Source organism: Kordia sp. E (assembly GCF_056033805.1).
This window is the reverse complement of sequence record NZ_JBRASR010000002.1, coordinates 2157465-2180898: the sequence shown is the minus strand read 5'-3', so window position 1 is coordinate 2180898 and position 23434 is coordinate 2157465. Positions and strand designations below refer to the sequence as shown.

General features: G+C 33.5%; 22 protein-coding genes. 13 read left to right on the top strand and 9 right to left on the bottom strand.

What is annotated here, in order from left to right; all coding sequences use genetic code 11:
- Positions 1–202: 202 nt before the first annotated feature.
- The 6 genes from ACUUYC_RS12870 to rlmB all read left to right on the top strand — a co-directional run bounded on the left by ACUUYC_RS12870 (position 203) and on the right by rlmB (position 9137).
- Positions 203–1765 carry an aryl-sulfate sulfotransferase gene (locus ACUUYC_RS12870; RefSeq protein ID WP_474266292.1) on the top strand — a complete coding sequence of 521 codons (1563 nt, stop codon included), beginning with the start codon at positions 203–205 and terminating at the stop codon, positions 1763–1765.
- Between the two features lie 367 nt (positions 1766–2132).
- Entirely contained in the window at positions 2133–5183 is a 3051-nt protein-coding gene (locus ACUUYC_RS12865) for a SusC/RagA family TonB-linked outer membrane protein (RefSeq protein ID WP_474266290.1), read from the top strand.
- A gap of 11 nt (positions 5184–5194) precedes the next feature.
- Positions 5195–6616, top strand: coding sequence for a RagB/SusD family nutrient uptake outer membrane protein (locus tag ACUUYC_RS12860; RefSeq protein ID WP_474266289.1), 1422 nt, complete (start codon positions 5195–5197; stop codon positions 6614–6616).
- Positions 6617–6629: 13 nt separating this feature from the next.
- Positions 6630–7469: a hypothetical protein gene (locus ACUUYC_RS12855; RefSeq protein ID WP_474266287.1), complete on the top strand. Its 840-nt coding sequence runs from the start codon at positions 6630–6632 to the stop codon at positions 7467–7469.
- A gap of 12 nt (positions 7470–7481) precedes the next feature.
- A complete protein-coding gene (locus ACUUYC_RS12850; protein WP_474266285.1) occupies positions 7482–8327 on the top strand; it encodes a hypothetical protein in 846 nt (281 codons plus the stop codon).
- Positions 8328–8399: 72 nt separating this feature from the next.
- Positions 8400–9137 carry a 23S rRNA (guanosine(2251)-2'-O)-methyltransferase RlmB gene (rlmB, locus tag ACUUYC_RS12845; RefSeq protein WP_474266284.1) on the top strand — a complete coding sequence of 246 codons (738 nt, stop codon included), beginning with the start codon at positions 8400–8402 and terminating at the stop codon, positions 9135–9137.
- A 6-nt stretch (positions 9138–9143) separates the two neighbouring features.
- Here rlmB and ACUUYC_RS12840 read toward each other — a convergent pair whose 3' ends face one another.
- The gene (locus ACUUYC_RS12840; RefSeq protein ID WP_474266283.1) at positions 9144–9893 is read right to left on the bottom strand and encodes a rhomboid family intramembrane serine protease; all 750 of its coding nucleotides are present in this window, start codon (positions 9891–9893) and stop codon (positions 9144–9146) included.
- A 91-nt stretch (positions 9894–9984) separates the two neighbouring features.
- On the opposite strand from ACUUYC_RS12840, the gene ACUUYC_RS12835 reads away from it, so the two are divergent.
- Positions 9985–11262: a replication-associated recombination protein A gene (locus ACUUYC_RS12835; RefSeq protein ID WP_474266282.1), complete on the top strand. Its 1278-nt coding sequence runs from the start codon at positions 9985–9987 to the stop codon at positions 11260–11262.
- Positions 11263–11442: 180 nt separating this feature from the next.
- On the opposite strand, the gene ACUUYC_RS12830 is transcribed toward ACUUYC_RS12835, so the two are convergent.
- The 6 genes from ACUUYC_RS12830 to radC all read right to left on the bottom strand — a co-directional run bounded on the left by ACUUYC_RS12830 (position 11443) and on the right by radC (position 17285).
- Positions 11443–12243 (bottom strand): hypothetical protein, encoded by an 801-nt coding sequence (locus tag ACUUYC_RS12830; protein WP_474266281.1) that lies wholly within the window; start codon positions 12241–12243, stop codon positions 11443–11445.
- A gap of 53 nt (positions 12244–12296) precedes the next feature.
- Positions 12297–13724 (bottom strand): DUF5723 family protein, encoded by a 1428-nt coding sequence (locus ACUUYC_RS12825; protein ID WP_474266279.1) that lies wholly within the window; start codon positions 13722–13724, stop codon positions 12297–12299.
- Positions 13725–13759: 35 nt separating this feature from the next.
- Entirely contained in the window at positions 13760–14314 is a 555-nt protein-coding gene (locus ACUUYC_RS12820; RefSeq protein WP_474266278.1) for a hypothetical protein, read from the bottom strand.
- 140 nt (positions 14315–14454) lie between these two features.
- Positions 14455–15138, bottom strand: a complete 684-nt coding sequence (locus ACUUYC_RS12815; RefSeq protein ID WP_474266277.1) for a YjjG family noncanonical pyrimidine nucleotidase — start codon at positions 15136–15138, stop codon at positions 14455–14457.
- Positions 15131–16426 (bottom strand): polysaccharide deacetylase family protein, encoded by a 1296-nt coding sequence (locus ACUUYC_RS12810; protein WP_474266276.1) that lies wholly within the window; start codon positions 16424–16426, stop codon positions 15131–15133. The genes ACUUYC_RS12815 and ACUUYC_RS12810 overlap by 8 nt, the downstream gene beginning before the upstream one ends.
- Positions 16427–16589: 163 nt before the next feature.
- Complete coding sequence (gene radC / locus ACUUYC_RS12805) at positions 16590–17285, bottom strand: RadC family protein (RefSeq protein ID WP_474266275.1); 696 nt, start codon at positions 17283–17285, stop codon at positions 16590–16592.
- Between the two features lie 156 nt (positions 17286–17441).
- Here radC and ACUUYC_RS12800 point away from each other — a divergent pair, with 156 nt between their 5' ends.
- Both ACUUYC_RS12800 and ACUUYC_RS12795 read left to right on the top strand, forming a co-directional pair.
- The gene (locus ACUUYC_RS12800) at positions 17442–17897 is read left to right on the top strand and encodes a DUF1569 domain-containing protein (RefSeq protein WP_474266273.1); all 456 of its coding nucleotides are present in this window, start codon (positions 17442–17444) and stop codon (positions 17895–17897) included.
- Positions 17898–17902: 5 nt separating this feature from the next.
- A complete protein-coding gene (locus ACUUYC_RS12795; protein ID WP_474266272.1) occupies positions 17903–18514 on the top strand; it encodes an FMN-binding negative transcriptional regulator in 612 nt (203 codons plus the stop codon).
- 43 nt (positions 18515–18557) lie between these two features.
- Here the strand turns inward: ACUUYC_RS12795 and ACUUYC_RS12790 are convergent, their stop codons facing one another.
- Together ACUUYC_RS12790 and ACUUYC_RS12785 are read right to left on the bottom strand one after the other, a co-directional pair.
- A complete protein-coding gene (locus tag ACUUYC_RS12790) occupies positions 18558–19205 on the bottom strand; it encodes a hypothetical protein (protein ID WP_474266271.1) in 648 nt (215 codons plus the stop codon).
- A gap of 332 nt (positions 19206–19537) precedes the next feature.
- Entirely contained in the window at positions 19538–20893 is a 1356-nt protein-coding gene (locus tag ACUUYC_RS12785) for a UDP-N-acetylmuramate--L-alanine ligase (RefSeq protein ID WP_474266270.1), read from the bottom strand.
- 116 nt (positions 20894–21009) lie between these two features.
- On the opposite strand from ACUUYC_RS12785, the gene ACUUYC_RS12780 reads away from it, so the two are divergent.
- The 4 genes from ACUUYC_RS12780 (at position 21010) to ACUUYC_RS12765 (ending at position 23422) form a co-directional block, all read left to right on the top strand.
- Positions 21010–21654, top strand: a complete 645-nt coding sequence (locus ACUUYC_RS12780) for a hypothetical protein (RefSeq protein WP_474266269.1) — start codon at positions 21010–21012, stop codon at positions 21652–21654.
- 12 nt (positions 21655–21666) lie between these two features.
- Positions 21667–22065 (top strand): hypothetical protein, encoded by a 399-nt coding sequence (locus tag ACUUYC_RS12775; RefSeq protein ID WP_474266268.1) that lies wholly within the window; start codon positions 21667–21669, stop codon positions 22063–22065.
- A 65-nt stretch (positions 22066–22130) separates the two neighbouring features.
- Positions 22131–22679 carry a GNAT family N-acetyltransferase gene (locus ACUUYC_RS12770; protein WP_474266379.1) on the top strand — a complete coding sequence of 183 codons (549 nt, stop codon included), beginning with the start codon at positions 22131–22133 and terminating at the stop codon, positions 22677–22679.
- Between the two features lie 17 nt (positions 22680–22696).
- On the top strand, positions 22697–23422 hold the full coding sequence (locus ACUUYC_RS12765; protein ID WP_474266267.1) for a hypothetical protein: 726 nt from the start codon (positions 22697–22699) through the stop codon (positions 23420–23422).
- The last annotated feature ends 12 nt before the right edge of the window (positions 23423–23434 follow it).

Here is a 23434-nt window from a genome sequence, read left to right as displayed (position 1 = left end):
AGATTGATTTTCTTGTAAAATCAATTACAAATAAGAGCTGCTCATGAATTTTATTCATGGGCAGTTTTTTTTTAGTTCAATATTCTTTACTTTTCGCCTCTGAAAATCAATTAAGATTTCACAATTATAAATTGCTATGAAAAATTGTATCTTATTATATCTCACTTTACTAACTACTTTCTGTGTAAAATCACAAATATCAGTGGGAACCATTGTTAATAATCAAGGAACTTTTGATGGGTATACATTATACGCACCTGCAGGACATACTGAAACATACCTAATAAATAACTGCGGAGAAGTCGTAAATCAATGGACAAGTACAGTTGCCCCAGGAAATGCAGTATATCTTTTAGAAAACGGAAATTTACTTCGCGCAGGAAGAATTACAAATGCAGATGTGAACTTCGGAGGCGTTGGAGGGAAAGTGGAATTATACGATTGGGATAGTAATTTACTTTGGGAATACACCTATTCATCTACTACTGTTTCACAACATCATGATGTATTTCCCATGCCAAATGGAAATATATTAATGCTTGCCGTAGACACTATGACACAAGCAGAAGCAGTTCAAGCAGGACGAGATCTTAGTAATCTTACACAAGGAAAACTATTCAATGAGCAAATACTAGAGCTACAACCTGTAGGAACAAATAGTGCAAATATTGTTTGGGAATGGAACGTAAAAGACCACCTTATTCAAGATGTTGACGCAGCAAAAGATAACTTTGGTGTTGTTGAAGACAACCCTCAATTACTTGATATAAACTTTTTAGGTAATTCCGCAGGAAATGCAAATTGGCTACATTTCAACTCTATACAGTATGATGAAAGGTTAGATCAAATTGTAATAAGCTCAAGGCTTTTAAGTGAAATTTATATCATTGATCATAGTACAACTACAGCTCAAGCCGCTACAAGCTCTGGAGGAACTAGAAACAAAGGCGGAGATTTTTTATATCGCTGGGGAAATCCACAAGCTTACAAAAGAGGAGTTGCGGCTGACCAAAAATTATTTGGTCAACATTACCCACATTTCATTGCTGATGGACTGCAAGATGCTCGAAAAATTATTCTATTCAATAATGGTTTTACTCGTATTCCTAGTGTTTCTCAAATTGATATCATAACTCCTCCTGAAGACTCAGAAGGTGTATATACTTATGTTCCCGGAACTGCATACGGTCCCACAAGCACAGATTACACCTATAAAGACCCTGTAGAAACTGAATTTTACTCTCGAATTCTATCAAGTGCACAAAGACTTCCTAACGGAAATACCCTAATTTGTGACGGAGATGATGGACGCTTTTTTGAAATTACATCAACAGAAGAAGTTGTTTGGGAATATATAAATCCAGTTACTCCAACAGGAATTCTCTCTCAAGGCGATGATTCAACTGCATCTCCAAACCTAACATTTAGAGTTTTGCGCTACGCTAGTGATTATTCTGCATTCACCAACAGAGATTTAACACCTGGCGCACCTGTAGAACTAAATCCAGATTTAACAGGATGTACACTTTTAAACATCGATGAAGTTAACAATCTATCTTTTTCAGTAACGCCAAATCCCGTAAAGAATATACTTACTATAAACAATGCTAACATTGACAAAGTAGAAGTTTATAATTTACTAGGAGCACTAATTCTAACTTCTGACAAAAATACAATTGATCTGTCTAGTGAGAAAACTGGTATGTATATCTTAAAAATTTACACAAATCAAAAAGTATCGACTACAAAGATTTTAAAACAATAATAATTGACTTCAAAACAGGCGTCAATGGTATCATAAAATTTCACTTTAAAACACATGACTACTTTCACAGTGTTTTAAAGTGAAATTTGCATTAGATACTCACTAAAAACCCTAAAATATCTCCTTAATACAGAGTATTTTATCAGTTCGTTAAGATATTTAACAAAACTATGCAATTATGAAAATAACATGCATTTTAGGGTCGCAGCCCCTTCATTTCTAAGACTGTAACAGGGTTTTCCTCCTTCTAATAAGTCATCTTTTTCTAAAAAACTTATTATTTAAAATGATTTTTAAGAGAAAAAAATTGGATTATTAACATAAAATTAGGATTTTTGGCGATAGCTAATTCAAATAAATTAAAAAAATGAGAACAAAGTTTAGTGGAATTCTAACGCTATTCCTAGCGTTATTTGTGCAGATTCTGTTTGCACAACAACAGACTGTCTCTGGAACAGTAACCGATGACACCGGTTTACCATTACCAGGAGCAACTGTATCAATCAAAGGTACATCTAAAGGTATAACTACTGATTTTGATGGTAAATATTCTATTAAAGCTGACAACGGGCAAACGCTTATCATCAGTTATATAGGGTACAAAGCAAAAGAAATTAAAGTAGCAGGAAGTACATTAGACGTACAATTAGAATCAGACAATACATTAGGAGAGGTAGTAGTCGTTGCGTACGGGTCTGAAAAAAGATCAAACGTAGCATCTGCAATTTCTGTAGTGAAATCTGAATCAATAGAGCAAGTTCCGGTTGCTTCTATAGATAACATCTTACAAGGACAGGCAGCAGGTTTAAACATCCAAACTAGTTCAGGTCAGCCTGGAGATAGTGGTACCATTCTATTAAGAGGTAGAAACTCTATTAATGGAAACCAAGAGCCGTTATTCATTATTGATGGAGTTCCTGTAAATGAAGATAACTTTAGAAGTATTAACGCGAATGACATTCAGAGTGTATCTGTATTGAAAGATGCATCTGCATCTGCACTTTATGGAAACAGAGCTGCAAATGGTGTAATCATCGTTACTACTAAAATAGGTAAAAAGAATTCTGGTACTCGTATTCAGTACAGAACTCTTTACGGACAATCAAGTGCTATTGATCCTAACTTTGAGTTAATGAACTCTAGTCAGTATTTAACGTACCAGAGACAAAGAGGTTTAAACAACTTCTCTGATACTCAAATTGCTGCATTATCTGCTCAGACAAATACAAAATGGGAAGATATATTATTAAGAACTGGTTCTACATTATCTCACGAAGTTAATGTAACTACTGGTGGAGAAAATACAACTAGTTATACATCTTTAGCGTATTTTGAGCAAGAAGGTATTACATTACGTAGTAACTTAAAGCGTTTTACTTTAAGAAATAACACGAATGTATCTTCTTCAAATAATAAGTTCAATTTAACAACTAACTTAACGATGGGTTATAGTGTTAATGATAGTCCAGCTAACCCTGGTTCAGGTTCATTAAACAACCCTTTCATTAATGCATACATTGGTAGTCCTGCATTAAATCCTTACAATGCAGATGGATCACTTGATTTAACTGGAAATGGAACTACAGGATTTGCGAACTCACCAATTGTTGCATTGAACACTGCAACTTTAAATACATTTGTTGAAGACGAATTAAAAATTGTTGGTAAAATTGGAGCTACACTAGAAGTTGCTAAAAATGTAACTGTAGGAAGTTCTATTGGTATGGATTTTGAGCAATTTAATAGACTTGCAATTACTGCACCTGGAAGTTTAAGAGGTTTAAACAATGATACAAACAATCCTACAGCTGCACTTATTAAAGGTGCTCACGCTGAAAGATTTGAAAGAAACGTAACATTCAATACAAACTCTTTTGTTACTTACAAGAATACATTTAGCGATGTACACAGTATAGAAGTTTCTGCTTTTACTGAATATGTTAAGCAACACTTTGACACTTACGGATTTGAAGCTTTCGGTTTAGACCCTAAGTTACCTGGTGTTGGAGCTGGTTTCACAGCAGGAAATACAACAGAAGGTGCAAACAATGACCTTTACAACTATATTCCAACTGCTTTCTCTACAAATACAAATGGAGGTTTATTCTCTTACTTTGGAGTTGCTAAGTATGACTATGATGATAAATATGGTCTTCAAGCTTCTATTAGACGTGATGCTTCTTCTAGATTTAGTAAAACTAACAGATGGGGTACATTCTGGTCTGTAGCTGGTAGATGGAACATTCACAAAGAGAAATTCATGGAAGATGTTGAATTCATCAATGAATTAAAGTTAAGAGGTAGTTACGGAACTTCAGGTAACGATAGAGTAGGTACACGATTTGGAGCTTTCAACTTAGTTGGAACAACAAATACTGGTGGAAACTATAACGGATCTGGACAAGGATACCAAGGAACTAATGGTTATTGGATTACTCAATTAGGAAACCCTGATTTAAAATGGGAAACTAGTATTAAAGCAAATGTTGGTATTGACTTCGCAATGTTGAAAAACAGATTAAGTGGTACTATTGATTTATACAAAACAACTACAGATGATTTATTCTTAAACAGACCAATTTCTACAATCTCTGGTTTTAACAACCTTAGTGCGAACGTTGGACAGATGACGAATACTGGAGTTGAATTATCATTAAGCTATGATATCATTAGAAGTGATGATAGAAAAGGACTTAACTGGTCTGTAAATGGAAACATTGCATACAACAAAAACGAAATCACTAAATTAGTAGGTGATGGATTAATTGAAACTACACGTACAGCTTTATCTGAAGGTGACCCATTTGGTTCTTTCTATGCAGTTCGTTGGGCAGGAGTTAATCCAGCTAACGGTTCTCCATTATACTATGATACCGATGGAAACATTACTGATACATATTCAGCTGATGACCGTGTAATTCTTGACAAAACTCAAGATCCAAAATTTGTTGGAGGTTTCGGAACTAATATCCAGTACAAAGGATTCACTTTAAATGCTTTATTTACATATGCTATCGATCAGTATAGATACAACGGTAGTTTAGCAGTAGTTGAGGATCCTACATTAGTAACTATCTCTAATCAGTCTACTTCAATCTTAAGAGAATGGCAACAGCCAGGAGATATCACAGATATCCCATCTTCTGCTTTTGGTTCTACTAGACTTTTATTAACTGATCGTTATATCGAGGATGCGTCTTTCTTACGTTTAAGAAATGTTACTCTTGCATATACATTAGATAAGGACATTTTAGGGAAAACAAATTTATTTTCAAGTATAAGAATGTATGTTCAAGCACAAAACCTTTTAACTTGGTCTAAGTGGAGAGGATTTGATCCTGAATCAAACATTAACTCGACTTTCTTTGAATTCCCAACACCTAAAACATGGACAGTAGGATTAGATGTTAACTTTTAAAAAAAAAGAAAATGAAAAAAATAAATTTATCAATATTAATTCTATTGCTCGCATTCACATATTCGTGTAACGATGCATTAGATATTTTACCAGAGAACACGATTCCTGAAGAAAATGCCTTTACCTCTGTCAACGATTTAGTAATCGGTATGAATGGAGCATTGGCTAACTATACACCAGAAGCTAACCTTGATTTCTCATCTATTTTAACAGATGATACTAAAGTTGGACAAGATAATGGTGGACAGCGTATTAATGAGCACAACTTCATTCTTACAGCTAACACATTTAGAGCTACTCAAATCTGGACAGGAAACTACGCGTTTATTAATAGTTTAAACCGTATTATTGCTGCTGCAGGTGGAATTACTCCACAAGATGCTGCTGAACAAGCAACTTATAATAATATCTTAGGAGAATGTTACGCCTTCAGAGCATTAGCTCACTTAGATTTGGCTGCTTTCTATTCTCAAGATTATAATGCTGCAACTGAATCAGTACCTTACATTGATTATGTAGTTATCTTCGAACAACCAACTAGAAATACTGTTGGAGAAGTTTTAACTGGAATCAAATCTGATTTAACTACTGCTGAAGGATTTATTGATGCTTCATTAACAGACGTTACTAGAGTTACAAGAGGTTTCATTACTTCTGTAAGAGCTAGAATGGCTTTATATGAAGGAGACAATTCAACAGCAATGACATTATCTCAACAGTTAATTGGTCAATACCCATTAGCAAATCAAGCACAGTATGTATCTATGTTTGATGATGAAGATAACACAGAAGTTATTTTCAAAGCTGATAGAGTTGTTGGAGATCCTTTAGCTGGTGGAAACTGGATGTTTACAAACTCAGGAGGTTCTTTTATTGAAGTTTCTAATGAATTAGTAAGTATCATTCCTGCTGGAGATGTTCGTAACACTACTACTTGGACAAACCTTGACGCAAATTTTGCTGCTGATACTCAAGAGCGTGTTAACAAATACCCAGGATCTGGAGGAAACAGATATTTAAATGATATCAAAGTTTTCCGTGCTTCTGAAATGGTATTAATCAATGCTGAAGCTAAAGCTAGAAGTACTGATTTCTCAGGAGCTGCAACGATGATTCAAACATTAAGAAGTGCTAGAACTGGAACAACTGCTCCACTTCCTTCTTATGCTAACATCAACGAAGCAATTACAGATATCTTATTCGAAAGAAGATTAGAATTATGTTTTGAAGGACACCGTTTTATTGACTTGAAAAGAACTCGTGATATTACAGGTTCTGGAATCGTAAGATCTCAAGCTTTAGAAGACTGTGGAGGAACAAGTGGAACATCTAATTGTGACCTTGCTGCTAACGACCATAGATTTACACTTCCTGTACCAGCTGCTGAATTAGATGGTAATGCTAATATGACTCAAACTCCAGGATATAATTAATACTTAAGAAAAAATGAAAAATTTTATAAAATTGTTTATCGCATGTGCTTTCTTAGTATCATGTGGTGATTTTGAAGAAGTAATTTATGACGGTGTCAATGGACAGACGTTAGCGTTCTTCGACGGGACATCTTCTGCGTTAGAAGTTGAAATTAATGACTCTAACACTGTTCAATTAACAGTTGGTGTTAGTACACTATCAACTTCAGATAGAAGTGTAACTTTAAGTGCAGACCCTGCTTCAACTGCAGATGCTGCTATGTATTCTTTTAGTTCTACTGTTACTATTCCTGCAAACGAATACTTTGGTACTTTTACAGTAACTGGTATCGATGTTGGATTAACAACAGACGCTAAAACGTTAATATTAAATATCGATGATTCAGCTGGAATTGTTGGAAGTTCAACTTCTCACACTGTTTCTATTGTTGAAATTTGCCCAATTCCTAGTACATTTGCTTCTGGTATGTACACATTAGATTTCGTATCTGGTGGTATCGGAGCTGCAGGATTTGCTCCTGCCTTAGGAACTGGAATTTCTGTTGAATTAGTAGTTGGTTCTTCATCTACTGAAAGAACATTTAATGCTAAATGTTACCCAAGTTTTGGATTCTCTAACCCTCCAACTGATTTCTCTTTCAACTTAGTATGTGGAGAAACTGTATCTAACGGTCTTGTTGCTGGTCAAGCATCAGGAGTTGGTTGTGGTGGATCTATTGCTTTTGGTCCTGGTCCATCTAATGGAACTTATACAGTTGGTGATGATACATCAATAACATTGATATTTGCAGAGGATACAGAAGAAATCTGTGGTTCTGTAGCTACAACTACTTATACTTTAACTAAAATATAAACAACCATAGTTATGAAAAAAATATTAAAAGCTTTCATCTTACCATTAGTTTTGGTACTTGCATATAGCTGTGCAAAAGATGATGATGGTAGATTTTCTGTTGATACTGAATCAGGGTGGATAGAGTTTCCAAGCGCATCTACAACTCAGTCTGTAGATAACGATTTGACTCTTATTACTATACCAGTAAACTTTACTGCTCCTATTAACAAGAGCAATTTAGATATAACTTACACTCTTGTAGATGTTGTAGGTTCAGCAAGTGATGCTGTTAGTGCTAGTGGTAGTGTAAGAATTGCTGCTGACTCTAATACAGCTTTAATTGACTTAAATGTAACTCCAACTGCTGCTACTGCATTAGTATCTTCTGATATCACTTTTGATATCGTTTTACAAACTGCTACTAGAGGTATTGGAATTGGATTAGCTGATGGTTCTTCTATCACTTCTCATACTGTAAACTTAGTATGTGACCTTACATTAGACTTAGGTGGAATGTATAGTGTAACAACTAACTACGGATTCCATGATTTCTTACCTAGCTTCAACCCAAATACTGAAGTTACTGAAATCGTTGATAACGGTGACGGAACTTTCTTTATCCAAGATTTCTCAGGAGGTCTTTATAATGGAGGTCCTTACACAACTGCTTATGGAACTGGAGCAACAAGTTTCGACGTAACATTCGGAAATTCTTGTAACAAAATCCAATGGTCTGACCAAGGTGACCCATGGGGAGCTTGTATTCCATTAAGTGGAGGTGTTAACGAAGTTGATATCGCTACTGGAGTTGTAACTATCTCTTGGTTCTGTGAAGGATACGGAGAAAACGGTGTTTCAGTTTACACACCATTGTAGAAATAATATTATATTATCATACATATACAAAAAACCACCCAATTGGGTGGTTTTTTATTTTATATTTGTCCCATGCAAAATAACAACACTCAAATATTTGGTATTAGAGCCATTATAGAAGCTATAAACTCTGGAAGCACTATTGATAAAGTTTTTATTCAAAAAGGTCTTAGAGGTGATCTATTTGGTGAATTAGACCAACTTTTACGAGCAAACGCAATCAGTACTTCGTTTGTTCCACCAGAAAAGCTAAATAGACTTACCAAAAAAAATCATCAAGGTGTAATTGCACTAGTTTCTCCTGTAGAATTTCATGACCTTGATACATTAGTACTAAATGTTATTGAATCTGGACGTGTTCCAAAATTTTTAATTTTAGATCAACTAAGTGACGTACGTAATTTTGGAGCAATTATTAGAACTGCCGAATGTACAGGTGTTGATGGAATTATTGTTCAGAAAAAAGGTGGTGCACCTGTAAATGCTGATGCTGTAAAAACATCTGCTGGAGCCATTTTTAAAATGCCAATCTGTAAAGTAGATCATGTTAAAGATGCTATCTATCATTTACAAAGTTCAGGTGTTCAAATTGTAGCTGCAACTGAAAAAACTGAAAACACATTATATGATGTTGATTTTACTGTTCCTGTTGCCATTGTTATGGGATCAGAAGGTAAAGGTGTTTCTCCATCTATCTTAAAAATTGTAGATCATCAAGCTAAATTGCCAATACTAGGTGAAATCGCTTCTTTAAATGTTTCTGTTGCTTGTGGAGCCTTTTTGTATGAAATTGTGAGACAACGTCAATAAAGTGATTTATTCTTCTTCGTCTTTTTTAGAGTTCTCCACATAAATGTAATTCACCTTTATTTTGGGCAACTCCTCTTCTACTTCATCGGGCAAAGTTTCAATGAAGTTTCCGTTCTCGTCAAAATGTTTCATAAAAGGATCATCTTCTGGGACAAACTCTTCTTTTTCCCACTCGTACGTATTTTTAGTATACACAACAGGCAGAAATACAGCTAAGAGAAATCCTGTAACAAATCCACCAACGTGACCTTCCCAAGAAATATGTTTTTCTATCGGAAATAAATACCACAACATTCCACCATATAAAAACATAATAATCAGCGAAAGCGCTACAAAACGATAATACTTCGTAATAACTCCTTTAAAAAATATAAAGCTCATTAAAACGTATATAAACCCACTTGCACCAATATGATTGGCTTCTCTTCCAATAACCCAAGTAATTAATCCGGAACCTAGCACTCCTATAATAAAAATTGTCCAACGCTGCGACCTGTAAAAGTAAATAACCGCAGCACTCAGTAAAAATAATGGAATTGTATTATTCCATAAATGTCGCATGCTTCCGTGAATAAAAGGACTCAATAAAATACCACGTATACCTTTAAAAGTTCGTGGATATACTCCATAATTATTAAATCGAAATCCAAAACGCACTTCTGACCAAAACACAAACCAAATGACGAGTACAAACAGAAAAGGCAGTAAAACTACTTCTGGCGTAAATACAAAAGGATGTTGTTGTTTGGTTTTCATATAGAATTTTAAATCAAGTAGTCAAAAAATTAGCCAAGATGAATTCGCATGAAAAATTGTCACTTACTTACGAATATCTTATTTTTAACCCATGAATGAACCATTAGCAGAACGCATTCGCCCAAAAACACTGGAAGACTACATAAGTCAAGAACATCTTGTGGGGGAAACTGGTATCCTAACACGCCAAATAAAACAAGGTATTATTCCTTCACTCCTACTTTGGGGACCACCAGGAACGGGAAAAACTACGTTGGCAAATATTATTGCTACAACTTCCGATCGCCCTTTTTATACGCTTAGCGCGATTAGTTCCGGAGTAAAAGATGTGCGTGAAGTCATTCAACGTGCAAAACAAGATGGTGGTTTGTTCACAACTAAAAATCCAATATTATTTATTGATGAAATTCATCGATTTAGCAAGTCACAACAAGACTCATTGCTTGGCGCTGTCGAAAAAGGTTGGGTCACTTTAATTGGTGCAACGACTGAAAATCCAAGCTTTGAAGTTATTCCTGCATTACTGTCGCGTTGTCAAGTATACATTTTAAATCCGTTTGGAAAAGAAGATTTAGAACGGTTACTAAAACGTGCCATTGTTGAAGATGCACAACTTTCAGAGAAGAAAATTACGCTCAAAGAAACGGAAGCTTTGCTAAAACTATCTGGCGGAGACGGACGTAAATTATTGAATATTTTTGAACTTATTATTAATTCTGAAGAAACTGACGAAGTTGTCATTACGGATGAATTAGTTTTAAGTCGTGTACAAAAAAACACGGTTTTGTATGACAAAACTGGTGAACAACATTACGACATTATTTCTGCTTTTATTAAATCGATACGTGGAAGCGATCCAAATGGTGCTGTATATTGGTTAGCCAGAATGATTGAAGGCGGCGAAGATGTAAAATTCATTGCACGACGAATGTTAATTTCGGCAAGTGAAGATATCGGAATTGCCAATCCGACAGCATTAGTAATTGCTACGAACACATTTCAAGCAGTTTCTATTATCGGATATCCTGAAGCGCGTATTATTTTGAGTCAATGTGCTGTATACTTGGCTACTTCTGCAAAAAGTAACGCCTCTTATATGGCAATTAAAAAAGCACAAGCTATTGTACGAGAAACTGGCGATTTGCCAATTCCATTACATTTACGAAATGCGCCAACCAAACTAATGAAAGATTTAGGATATGGTGAAGACTATAAATATTCGCATGATTTCAACAATAATTTCGTAGCACAAGAATACTTACCTGATGAAATTTCAAACACTAAAATCTACAATCCTGGAAGCAATCCACGTGAAAAAAGCCTTCGTGATTTCTTAAAAAATCGCTGGAAAGATAAATATGAATATTAGGTATTAGGTATTAGGTATTAGGTATTAGGTATTAGGTATTAGGTATTAGGTATTAGGTATTAGGTATTAGGTATTAGGTATTAGGTATTAGGTAAAAATAAATCTAATGTCATTTCGAGTGATTTTCAACAGAAAATTGTATCAAGAAATAATCCTAAAAACGCAATTCCAAAAACAAAGCTAGAACTTCACATTCAATGGAGAAACTTGATTTCCTGACATTGTGACTTTAGACAACATCCATTTACCGCTTTCTTTGTACACAATTGCGTCTCTTCCTTTTACAAGATATACATTAGAAACACCCGTTTTTAAAAGAACCATAATCACTTTTGGCGTACTATCAACTAATTGAAAACCGTTTTCCAAAGGTTGCGCATACAATACTCCAGTTTTTACTTTTAATACAGGTTCTACAGCTACAGGCTTTACTTCTTTAATAGTAACCATTTCTTTTGCTGGAGCAACTTCTTCTTTCACTTCTTTTACTTTTTCCGGAACAGTTTCTACTACAACTGGCTTTGGCGGCATCACAACTTTTTTACGCTTAGCAGGTTTGTACGAATAATTTTGTGCTTTTACAGAAGCAAAAGAATTTCGAAGACTTTCATTATATGCCTTTTCATATGCTTTAATCCTGGAAGTTCCTTGCTGAGTTTCCAAAATAACTTTATTAGAACAATCTTTTAAAACAATTTTTGTTTTCGTCACAAACATCCCTGAATCATCACTAATATCTGCATATAATGCCATACATCTGTCATCTGCCAAATCTTGTGGAAACGTTTCAGAATTGTATAATACTTGAAATCCTTCTTTTTTAAACAAGAAACGTACTAATGAATTTACACGATATTGGTCGTGCTTTTTCAAGAATTCAAACTCATACGGAACTATTACATATTTGTAACCATCTAATTCTTGTGAAAAACCAGAAGTTACAATGAATAAAAATATAATACTTGCCAGAAAACGTTTCATAATAATAGTATTGTGTATTTAAGCGTCCAAAATAAGGATTTTATTGTAATCCGTTACTTTTTAGACATAGGAAAAATATAATTAAATCCAAGTTGCACAGAAGCATAGTTCGCTTTTGCTAGATTTTGATATTCCAGAAGATTATCTGCCAGTATGTAAAAGTTCACATTTCCGATATGTGAAGATATTCCCAAACCAATATTTGTTTTCGAGAAACTATCAGCCGTATACGTAATTTTTCCATTCAAAAAACTAAATAATCGACGCTTATAAAAGGCTGTTAAGGCCGTTTGTGGTCTTCTTGATCTTCCAATTGCATACACCTGAAATCCAACTTCATTTAAATAATCACCATCGTCAGCTGTGCAATTACATTCTTTCAATACTTTTTTGCCGTATTTATACGAAACAGAACCGTTTAATTTCGGCGAACGCCAAGATGTATATTTTTTAGTAATGGTATCCAACTCAAATAAATCTTCAAAAGTATCTGAAATCTCTTCCCAATATTCATCAGCAGTCTGACCTGATCCGTTATTAGGAAATAATGGATTGACACCTTCAAATGTATATGCACCTTTTAGTGTATACGTTTCTACATCTTTAGCATGATGTATAAATCCAATATCTTGAATACTTCCCGTAACTGTCCATTGTTCTTTTGGATGATACGTAAAACCTACATCAAAGCCCAGTCCTAAGTTTCCACCAAAAAGTACACGTTTCCGAAGTTCTTTGATAGCTTTTTTATTCCAATCGTTTTGACCGTCATTATCCAAATCAACTAACGAAGCAAATCCAGAAGTTTGATACTCCAAATCTAAATCAAATGTATGTTCGTAAAAGTTGTCCGTTCCTTCTCTAGTTACAAATGAACCATTGTTGTTGGTTGACTTAAAGTTTAATAAACTAGAATATATTTTTCCACGAAAACCATAGGTCCATTTTTTATTCAATTTTGTCGTTAAACCTACATGCAATACAGAAATCAGTTCTCCTTTAGCATTTAAATCTCCTAAATCAAATACGCGTCCAATGTTATCTCGATTTCCTTCATACGCCAATACAGCATAATCTTTAGGAAAGTATATGTTTATATCCAGTTCTTGATACAATCCAAATGAGAGGTATTTATTCTTTTCATACGATGGTCCAATGGCAAATCCGCCACTAAATATTTCTAGTTGTTGATTGATGGTAAAAAAATCATTTCGATCCATGCTGTATACAACACGTCTTAGTTTTTCATTAAAATCAACACCATCATCTACAAAAAGATCATATGCAGAAGTTCCTGATGCACCAGCACTTAGATGAAAGTGTGATAATAGCGGAATTCCAACATGCCATTTATAATTTACTTCTGCACCAGGATTTGACAATAATGATTGTGGAATGTCCGTAAAATTATATAGCAATTGCTTGTTCTGCGCATAGGCAAAACAAGAGAAAAGGAATAGTATGACACTGATTTTTTTCATATTTATTTCCTGAGAAAATTGGGAATCACTATTAATTATTCTGTATCGATTTCAAAAAAGAGTGTTGCCTTTGAGCGCATTTTTATGTTTCCTGTACTTGTAGCATCTAATGGATCGCCTGTAAGACTTGGAAACATAGTTAAAATGAACTGCATACTTGTCGTATTTTTCAATTGATCTAAAGTTGCTCCTTCAAAGACTTCCGTATGCGTTTCCATTTGTTCGGTCATTCCACCTGCAGCAATCGAAATATCAAATGAATTGGTGACATTTCCATCTGCATCAAACATAATAATGTCTGCACGAAAAGTACGATCAATTGAGTTCGTTACTTCAAAAAAGAATTCTGCTCTAACTAAATTATCTCGTAAAAACTCATCATTAAAAATATCGAGTTCCAATGCGTCTTGTTCTATAACTAATGCCGTTCCGGTAGGTTCCTGAAATTCTGGAGCTGCAAAATCGAAAAATAGTAAACTTGCCTCTAAAACAGGTGTAATTGACAAATCTTCCGCTTGTTCAAAATCCACATCTTTTACACAAGAAGTGATTAATAATAAAAGTAATATGGGAAAGATTTGTTTTAACATTTAAGAATCAATTTTTAAGATGATTAGCCAGTATTCCTAATAAAGTTATATCGTTTTTCTGTATAAAGATAATAAGTAAAAAGGTGTTACCTTATGTATAACAACCAACCTATTAAAAAAACGACGCTTTGATACTTTTATTACAGTATCTCTTCAATTTCATTTAAATGACGCACAATTGGACATAATGTATGATTGTGTTTTTTGTCAAAATCGACATGAATAACTTGCATATTTAACGCCATTGCACCTTGAATATCTGCTTCAAAGCTATCACCTATCATTACTGAATTTTCTGGCGCTACATTTGCCAATTCTAATGCATGATTAAATATTTTCGGATTTGGCTTTTTCACATCTACACTTTCAGAATCAATAATATGTTCAAAATAATCATAAATACCTGAAGCCTTTATTTTTTTATGTTGTACTTCTCTAAAACCATTTGTAATAATGTGAAGTCTATAGTTTTTCTGAAGCTTTTCCAGCAGTTCTTCTGTGTATTCAAATAAATGATTGTACGTTGATAAATATTTAATGTACTGTTCAGATAAATGATCAATCATTTCGTCAGAAACGGCAACTTCTAATTGTGTAAACGTTTTTGACAAGCGCTGGTAACGCAACTCTGATTTGGAAATTTTCTCTTCTCGAAATAATCTCCAAAATTCTAAATTAATTGGCACATAGATTTCTAAAAAACGATCAAAATCTACAGGAACAGCACTCTCTGCTAGTATTTTTTTGAAGGTCAAAGCTGAATTTTTCTCAAAATCCCAAAGTGTGTGATCTAAATCAAAGAAGATATCTGTGACATTATGCATTGTTGTACGCTTTTAATAAATTGATGTATAATTCTTTCCATGCCTGATTATTTTCAGACAATACTACATTGTGAAATATAGCTATAAAAGTACCGTTAACTTTCTGTATTTCTGATGCCATTTCCATGATTTCATCGCTTGGCAATATGGTATCTAACTTTCCTAAATATGCCATACAAAACGGATGTACTTTTAATGGTGTTTGTATTTCCATTCCAATGTCATAGAAGTAAAACGGACTGCATGTTCCGGCTCTAAACCCTAGTGTGTCATGATAACCCATGGAATAGTCTTCTGTAAACTCTAAGTCAATTAGATTCCTATAGAATTTTGGCAAACTCAACATGTTATAATGCTGTCGTGCACGTTTCATAGGACGATTGATAATACTGTTTAATCGTTTTTTCTCAATCTTTAATTTTTCAATATCTGTCAAAGAATCATATGAAGCTAGCAATCCAACTTTACTATAGTCAGACACATTTTTGATCAATCTGATAAATACATTTTTATAGACTGAAATATTATGATCGTACGTTGAATAATCGCCAATTTGGAAAAAATAGTGTGCAAAGGTTTTATGCTCTTTATGCAGTTTGATGAATTCTTCAAAGTTATCATATGGATCTTCTCGCATTCCTATCAAAACTGCAGATCGCTCTAAGAATCGAGAAAAACGCAATCGAAATATATCTGTAAAATAACCACCAAACGTTCTAATCATTCCACGTTTTTTATACGCATACGCAATTGGGATATTAATCACAGGCATGTATGAAAATGAACGTTGTTCGTAATCAGTTGCAGTAAAGGTTTCAAAATTCTCTTCTAAAATTCTCTTGAATTTCTGACACCAAATATCAACTACAGGCACCGTTAAGAAATTGTTTTTAAACGCTAGACTTTCTGTTGCCCTGTAACGTCCGTGTTCATCTTTTACATACGGCAAATATTCTTCATATCTACTTAACAAATAGAAACTTGCAGCAAATATATCATATGGAATGGTACTTTTTTCGCCTGCCATAAAAAAACAAGGAACATCTTCCCATTCTAATACTTTAAATTCCACTTCTCCAACGCCTTGTTCAAACAATAAATCATGACTACGCACAAAAAATTCATCTCCAAGCGGTTGCTTTGCGTATGACATTTTCACTTCATTGTGCGCAATAAACGTTTCAATCTTTGTTGTAAAATCAACAGGAATTCCTAAAATGCGCGTAATAAGATGTTTGAATGTATACCGTAATCTTGGTGTAATTTTTTGTGTATATACTAGCAGCATGTAGAACTCATTTAAACTTTTTTAATTTGCTAAAAAAATTGCTATTTCCACTCCTATATTCTACTTTTTTTCATTTCGTAGCGCTGCTATGAAATTCAAAAAATCTTCATCAGAACTGAAATTTTCTAATTTTCGCTTAAATTCTAATAGATTAAACGAGTTCTTAGAGTAAGTTTTCATCAGCGAAACTAAAATACTCTTTTTCTGTGATAATTAAATGATCTAATACTTTTATATCAATATTTTCTGCACCTAATTTGAGTTTTTTTGTAATCGCTTTGTCTGCCGCACTAGGTTTTAATGTTCCTGACGGATGATTGTGCGCCAAAATAATAGCAACAGCGCCAACTTCTAATGCCGTTTTTAACACCAAACGAATGTCAACCAATGTTCCTGTAATACCACCTTTACTTAAGCGTAATTTTTTTAATACTTTGTTTGAATTATTCAAATAGATAATCCAGAATTCTTCATGTGGCAATTCTCCAATAATCGGATGCATAATTTCAAAAACCATTCTACTCGATGTAATTTTTTTAAGTGAAACCTTTGCTTCTATTTGTCTTCTTTTGCCTAATTCTAGCGCAGCAATAATTGTAATTGCTTTCACTAAACCAACACCTTTAAACTTTTTAAGTTGATCTTCTGATAGTTTAGCAAGTTCATTCAAATTTCCACCAATGGAAGCTAAAATACGTTTGGAAAGTGAAACGGCACTTTCGTCTTTGCTTCCCAATCGAATTAAAATTGCGAGTAATTCAGCGTCACTCATAGCAGTTTTTCCTTTTAACGCTAGTTTTTCGCGAGGCCTATCATCTTCTGACCAATATTTAATAGATTGCAAATGTTTGTCTTCCATTTTATTGCTATTTTCTTAAAACTACTTTTTTTCTATAAAGGAAACTAAGAATAGTTCGTAAGCGTGCGAAGAATTGTATAAGCGTTAATTTTGATAAAATATGTTCGCTTTTTTGCAATGATTACCGTACTTTTAAATACTCTTAATTTATAGTTTATGAAATCACTTTTTGACGAAGCTACACACACCGAAATTCAAGCTAGAATTGAAACATTAACAGCAACTTCAACAGCTTCTTGGGGAAAAATGGACGTAGGTCAAATGTGTACACATTGCCAAATGCCTTTAGAAATTGCAATGGAAAAACGTACACTAAGTGGAAAGAAACCTGGATTTATGAAACGATTGGTTTTTAAAATTTACAAGCCTTTTATGTATAATGATAAACCTTGGAATAAAAACTTACCTACAGCACCTGGTTTTGTCATAACTAGTGATAAGGATATTGATGTAGAAAAGTCAAAATTAGTTGATTTGGTTTCAGAATTCCATCAATATAAAGAGACTAAAGAATGGCCAGCACATCCAATGTTTGGGAAGTTTACACATGAACAATGGGGACAAATGCAATACAAACATTTAGATCATCATTTAAATCAATTTGGCGCATAAAAACTATGAACTATCCTCCAAAACATCATCAAGAAACAAAGTTTAGTAATATTGTAGAAACGATCAAACAGTATCCATTGGCTACATTGATTTCGGCTAAAGACAGTGAAATTTTCACAACACACATGCCTTTAATGTATGATGCTACTGATGGCGAATTTGGCGCGTTAATAGCACATATTGACAAGTTTAATCCGCATACTGAATTGTTGCAAGATAACATTCCCGCGCAAGCGATATTTCACGGACCCAATTGCTATATTTCTCCCAACGTATACAGTACGACACAGTTTCCGACATGGAATTATGTCAAAGTACATATTTTGGCGAAAGCCACACGAATTCCAAAAAATGATGATGTTATTGCTTCTATAGCGCGTATGACTTCTTTTTTAGAACCTTCTGAAAATCCATATGTGTTAGATGTAAATAATCCGAGAGCGCAAGCACTTGCCGATTATATTGTAGGCGTAAAGTTGGAAATTACAAGCTGGGAAGGGAAATTTAAGCTTTCGCAAGATAAAATACGCAAAGACACCAACTTGGCAAAAGAAGAACTTATACAAAAAAGCCGCAATGATATTACGGCTTTCGTTAATGGCATTTTAGATAGATAACACTTAAATAACTAGCGGCATACTAGTTATACCAAACTCTAAACTATTGCACATTATAGGATACTAAACGTCTTTCCATTCTATGAATATCTTCAGTTGCGAAGGAACAGGTATTGAATATTTTCCCAATTCCTTCTGCATAATAATTTTTATCAAGTGCTGGAAATTGCTCTAAACTTACAGCTTGTCTTGCATAAATTTTCATCCAACCACAATCGAAATCGCCCGCAGTTGTTGAGATCATTTCATTGCCTTCTCCACGTGCTGTATATAGTTTGAAAAAAGAATCTTCTCGTACCAGAAATTCTTGATCATCTTCTCTTGAAAATTCAACTTTCCCAAATTCATTAATGAGGAAACCTATAGAATCCCTAAAATACGCAAAGCGCTCTCCATTTGGAGCACATAAAGCAGCATTTGATTCGTTTCCAGAAGTACGGATTCTAAACTTAAAAAAGGAATTCCCATTGATTTGTTCTGTGTTAACTATTGTTACAGAATCAACAACACCTGTATCATTAAATACTTCTGACATTATGTTTTCCCTTCGATAATGTTCATAAACCCAAGAGTTTCCAACGGTTAAAGCATAAAAATTTTCTTCTGGTTGTGGAATGGTGTTGTCGTCACTTGAACAAGAGACACAAAATAAGAATACTACTAGTGAGGCTAGTAAAATAGTTTTTTTCATAATTAGTTGATTTATTCGATTGGTAAAAAAGTAATTATGAATCTATAGAATGTCGGTTTTGATTGGTTCGGTCTGTTTCCAAAACGCAACTTTTTACGTTTTAGTGTATCCGTTACAAAAATGCTTCAAAATTTACCTCACAGTTCCCCAAACACAACTAAGATGTTCGGTCTTTATCTACATAACAGGATATACAAAAGAGGGCTACACACACTAATAAAAAGGATTTTCTCATAACTATTTTTTAAATTGATTGTTGAAAAAGTAATGATGAGATATAGTATGATCGGTTTTAATTGTTCGTTATAGTTACAACGTATGTTTTTATGGTTTTAGTGTATGTGTTGTTTGAATGCTGCAAAATCTAATCCGCCATAATTCCCTGAACTCATTAATAACAAAGCCGTATTCTCTAAATTTTGACTGAATAAATATTCTTTAAATGCTGCTGGGTCTGTGTAAATAATTAAATCATCGCGTTCAAAAGCTGTTGCAATTTGCACTTCTGAAACCTCATCTAATTGTTTTATTTGAACTGCATGCGGCGAATAGAAAACGACAGCTTTGTCAGCTGCAGCTAACGCACCTTTGTATTCTTTTAAAAATTCTGCATTCAAACTACTATAGGTATGCAATTCTAAACATGCCAACACAATTCTGTCTGCATATTGTTCTTTTACAGCTTGTGTTGTTGCTTTTACTTTACTTGGCGAATGTGCAAAATCTTTGTACACTACTGTAGAATTGTGCTCTGCAATCTTTTCCAAACGCTTACTTGCACCTTTAAAAGTTGAAATAGCTTCGTAGAAATCTTCTTCATCAACGCCAATATGTTGGCAAATCCATTTGGCTCCAGCCAGATTGTTTAAGTTATGTTTTCCAAAAATTTCAATTGGCATCAAACCATCAGGTGTTTCTAATAAAGTTTCACCATTTTCAATAGTATAATTTGGCGTTTTGTAGCTTAATTTACGAATTGGATTCTCAGAAGCTTCTACTACACGTACAACCTCTGCATCTTCTTCATTGTAATTAATACTTCCGCCTCTAGTGATTGAATCTACAAAGATTTGAAACTGTTCTACATAGGTTGAATACGTTGGAAATACATTGATATGATCCCAAGCAATTCCACTTAACAATGCAATATTTGGTTGATATAAGTGAAACTTTGGACGACGATCAATCGGAGATGATAAATATTCGTCTCCTTCAAGAATGATAAAATCATTTTCTTCTGTGAGATGTACCATCGTATCAAAACCTTCCAATTGCGCACCAACCATATAATCAACTGCAATATCATGATAGTTTAATACATGCAAAATCATAGACGTAATTGTCGTTTTTCCGTGACTTCCACCAATAACTACACGTGTTTTATATTTTGATTGTTCGTATAAAAACTCTGGATACGAATAAATTGTTACGCCTAATTCCTGTGCTTTTAGCAACTCAGGATTATCGGGTTTTGCGTGCATTCCTAAAATGATAGCATCTAAATCTGTAGAGATTTTTTCAGGAAACCAACCAAATGTTTCTGGCAGTAAACCTTTTGCTTCTAAACGTCCTTTTGACGGTTCAAAAATAACATCATCACTTCCTGTAATTTGGTATCCTTTCGCGTGTAATGCTAGTGCTAAGTTGTGCATGGCGCTTCCACCAATTGCTATAAAATGTATTCGCATGAGTTGTAGAATTCTAAAGTGTAAAGATAAAAGGGTTTTTTGGTTTTTTAGAAATCTCTTAAGAGTTTTTATTAAAAGAAAAACTAATTTAGTAAGCAATAAAACAAACATACTTTATGAAACTTCCAACTATATCGTTTTCCATTATAGTATACTTATTCTGTCTTTTAAGTAATTTTAATGTGACTGCTCAAAATAATTTAGAACCTGTACAAAGCATTTATGATATCTTTGATTTTCAATTTGAATATTATTCAACGGTTCGAAAAGTACTTTTTAAAGGATTATCTAATTATCCTGAAATTCGTTACCAAGTAATGCCGTCATTTACACCTGAAAATGTACTAGTTATAGAATATGATGATGAAAAGAAAAAATATTACCTCAAATATCATATTTGTAAAGAATCTATTTGGTACAGTAAAGACAGAAAAAATGTAAAAGTAGAAACCTATATAAAGGAAATTGATAAAGCTTCTGTCGATTTGATAAAATCACTATTTCAAACAGCTGTCTTACAAGCTAAGTTTCCTAAAAAAATAATCGGAGGAACCGATGGTACAGATTACTATTTTTCAGTTAGTCATTATGGAATGAAATCAGGTAAAGTATGGTCTCCTAATGAAGATAGCAATATGGAGAAACTTGTGTCAATTGGAAATACACTAAAAGAACTTGCGAAATCGAAAACAGCAATTGTACAATTTAACAAAAAGTTTACAGCACGAATTGAAAAATTAGTAAACCTATTAAAAAAATAAGACTTTCTTATAATGGAAAGGACTAACGCTACACAAATGGACAAAGAAATCAATAACTGTATAGAATGTAAAAGTGAATACTTTACTACTACTTCAAAAATGAAAGCGCTTTGTCCCGATTGTGCACATAAGTTATACGATTATCCACGTTGTTTCCACAAGTTTGAAAATGGACGCTGTGTAAAATGCTATTGGAACAGTATAACTTCCGAATATATTTCAGAAAAGAAGGAAAGAATTACAAAAAAACTCAAAAGAGCAAAAACTGATGTTATACTTGGAATTGTTACTATATGTCTTGGAGCTATATTCTCTTTTTTTACTTTTCTAGGTGCTTTTGGAATTATCGTTGGAATATATTTTCTTATAAAAGCAAAAAACCACAAAAAGCGATTAGAAGAAGGAAACTAAAATATATTCAAATTATCTTCACTAACTTAGTACAACCTATTTATACAAAACACTAATTTTAAAAAATAATTACTATCAAAATTGATGATAACATTACATTAAAAAAACTGGAACGTACAGACGCTCCTGCTATCTTCAATATTATTGATAGTCAAAGAGCGTACTTAGGCAAATGGTTGCCATTTGTTCCACTTACCAAAGAACTTGCAGACAGTGAACAATTTGTGGATGCTGTTCTACATACTCCAATAGAACGATTAGAATTTACATTCTCCATTCGGAAAAATGATATTCTTATTGGTATCATTGGAAATAAAAATACGGACAAACTCAACAAGAAAACAGAAATTGGTTATTGGCTTTCTAAAGAACATCAAGGACAAGGTATCATTACAAAATCTGTAGTAAAACTGTGTGATTTTATTTTTAACAAACTAAATTTCAATAGAATTGAAATCAAGTGTGCTGTTGGCAATGCTCCAAGTAGCGGCGTTCCCAAAAGACTCGGATTCACGTTTGAAGGCATTGAACGACAAGGCGAATGGATTAAAGATGATGTCTATTATGATTTAGAAGTGTATAGTAAATTGAAATCAGATGTTTTAGCTTCATAACATAATTACAAAGAAAAATGCACGAAGAATTTCAAATAAAGGAAAATGGATTTGATGAGATAAAAAAAAAGACACTTATCATAAGTATTCCATTGTTAGTTATAGTAATAGTAGGAATCTTAATTAGTCACTATAATCAGAATAGAGAATCAGAAGACATCAATACATTGTTATTACTAGTTCCGATCGTTATCGTAGCAATAACCTTCGGATTACTTAAAGGTATAAAAAGACAAAAAATCTTGCATAAAAGTTACAAACTTACCATAACCTCAACTGAAATTATTAGAGAACGACATAATACACCAACTATTTCAATCTCTCGTAATGAGATAAAATCTATTATTAAAAATTCTGAAAGAATAGTTATGATTGTTGGAAACTCTGATGAGAATATTATAGATGTTCCTTTACAAATAAATAATCCAGAAAAGCTTGAACAAATATTAGCACAAATTCAACCTGCTATTGATGCTAGCGAAACTTCATTCACTTTAAATTATAAACATATTCTCCTTGCTATTTTAATAATTGGTGTAATAGCTTGTTTCTATATATCAACAAATAAAATAATTGTGGGAATAACAGGTCCAATGTTAATTTTACTTACAGTCTACACCTTTTATATAATTCGAAAAAGTAAACATATAGATAATAAAACCAAGAAAAGAATGTGGCCTATCTTACTAATCCTATTTTTGATACTTGGAAAAATGTATTTTACATTAATTGGGGAACTATAAAATAGCTTATAT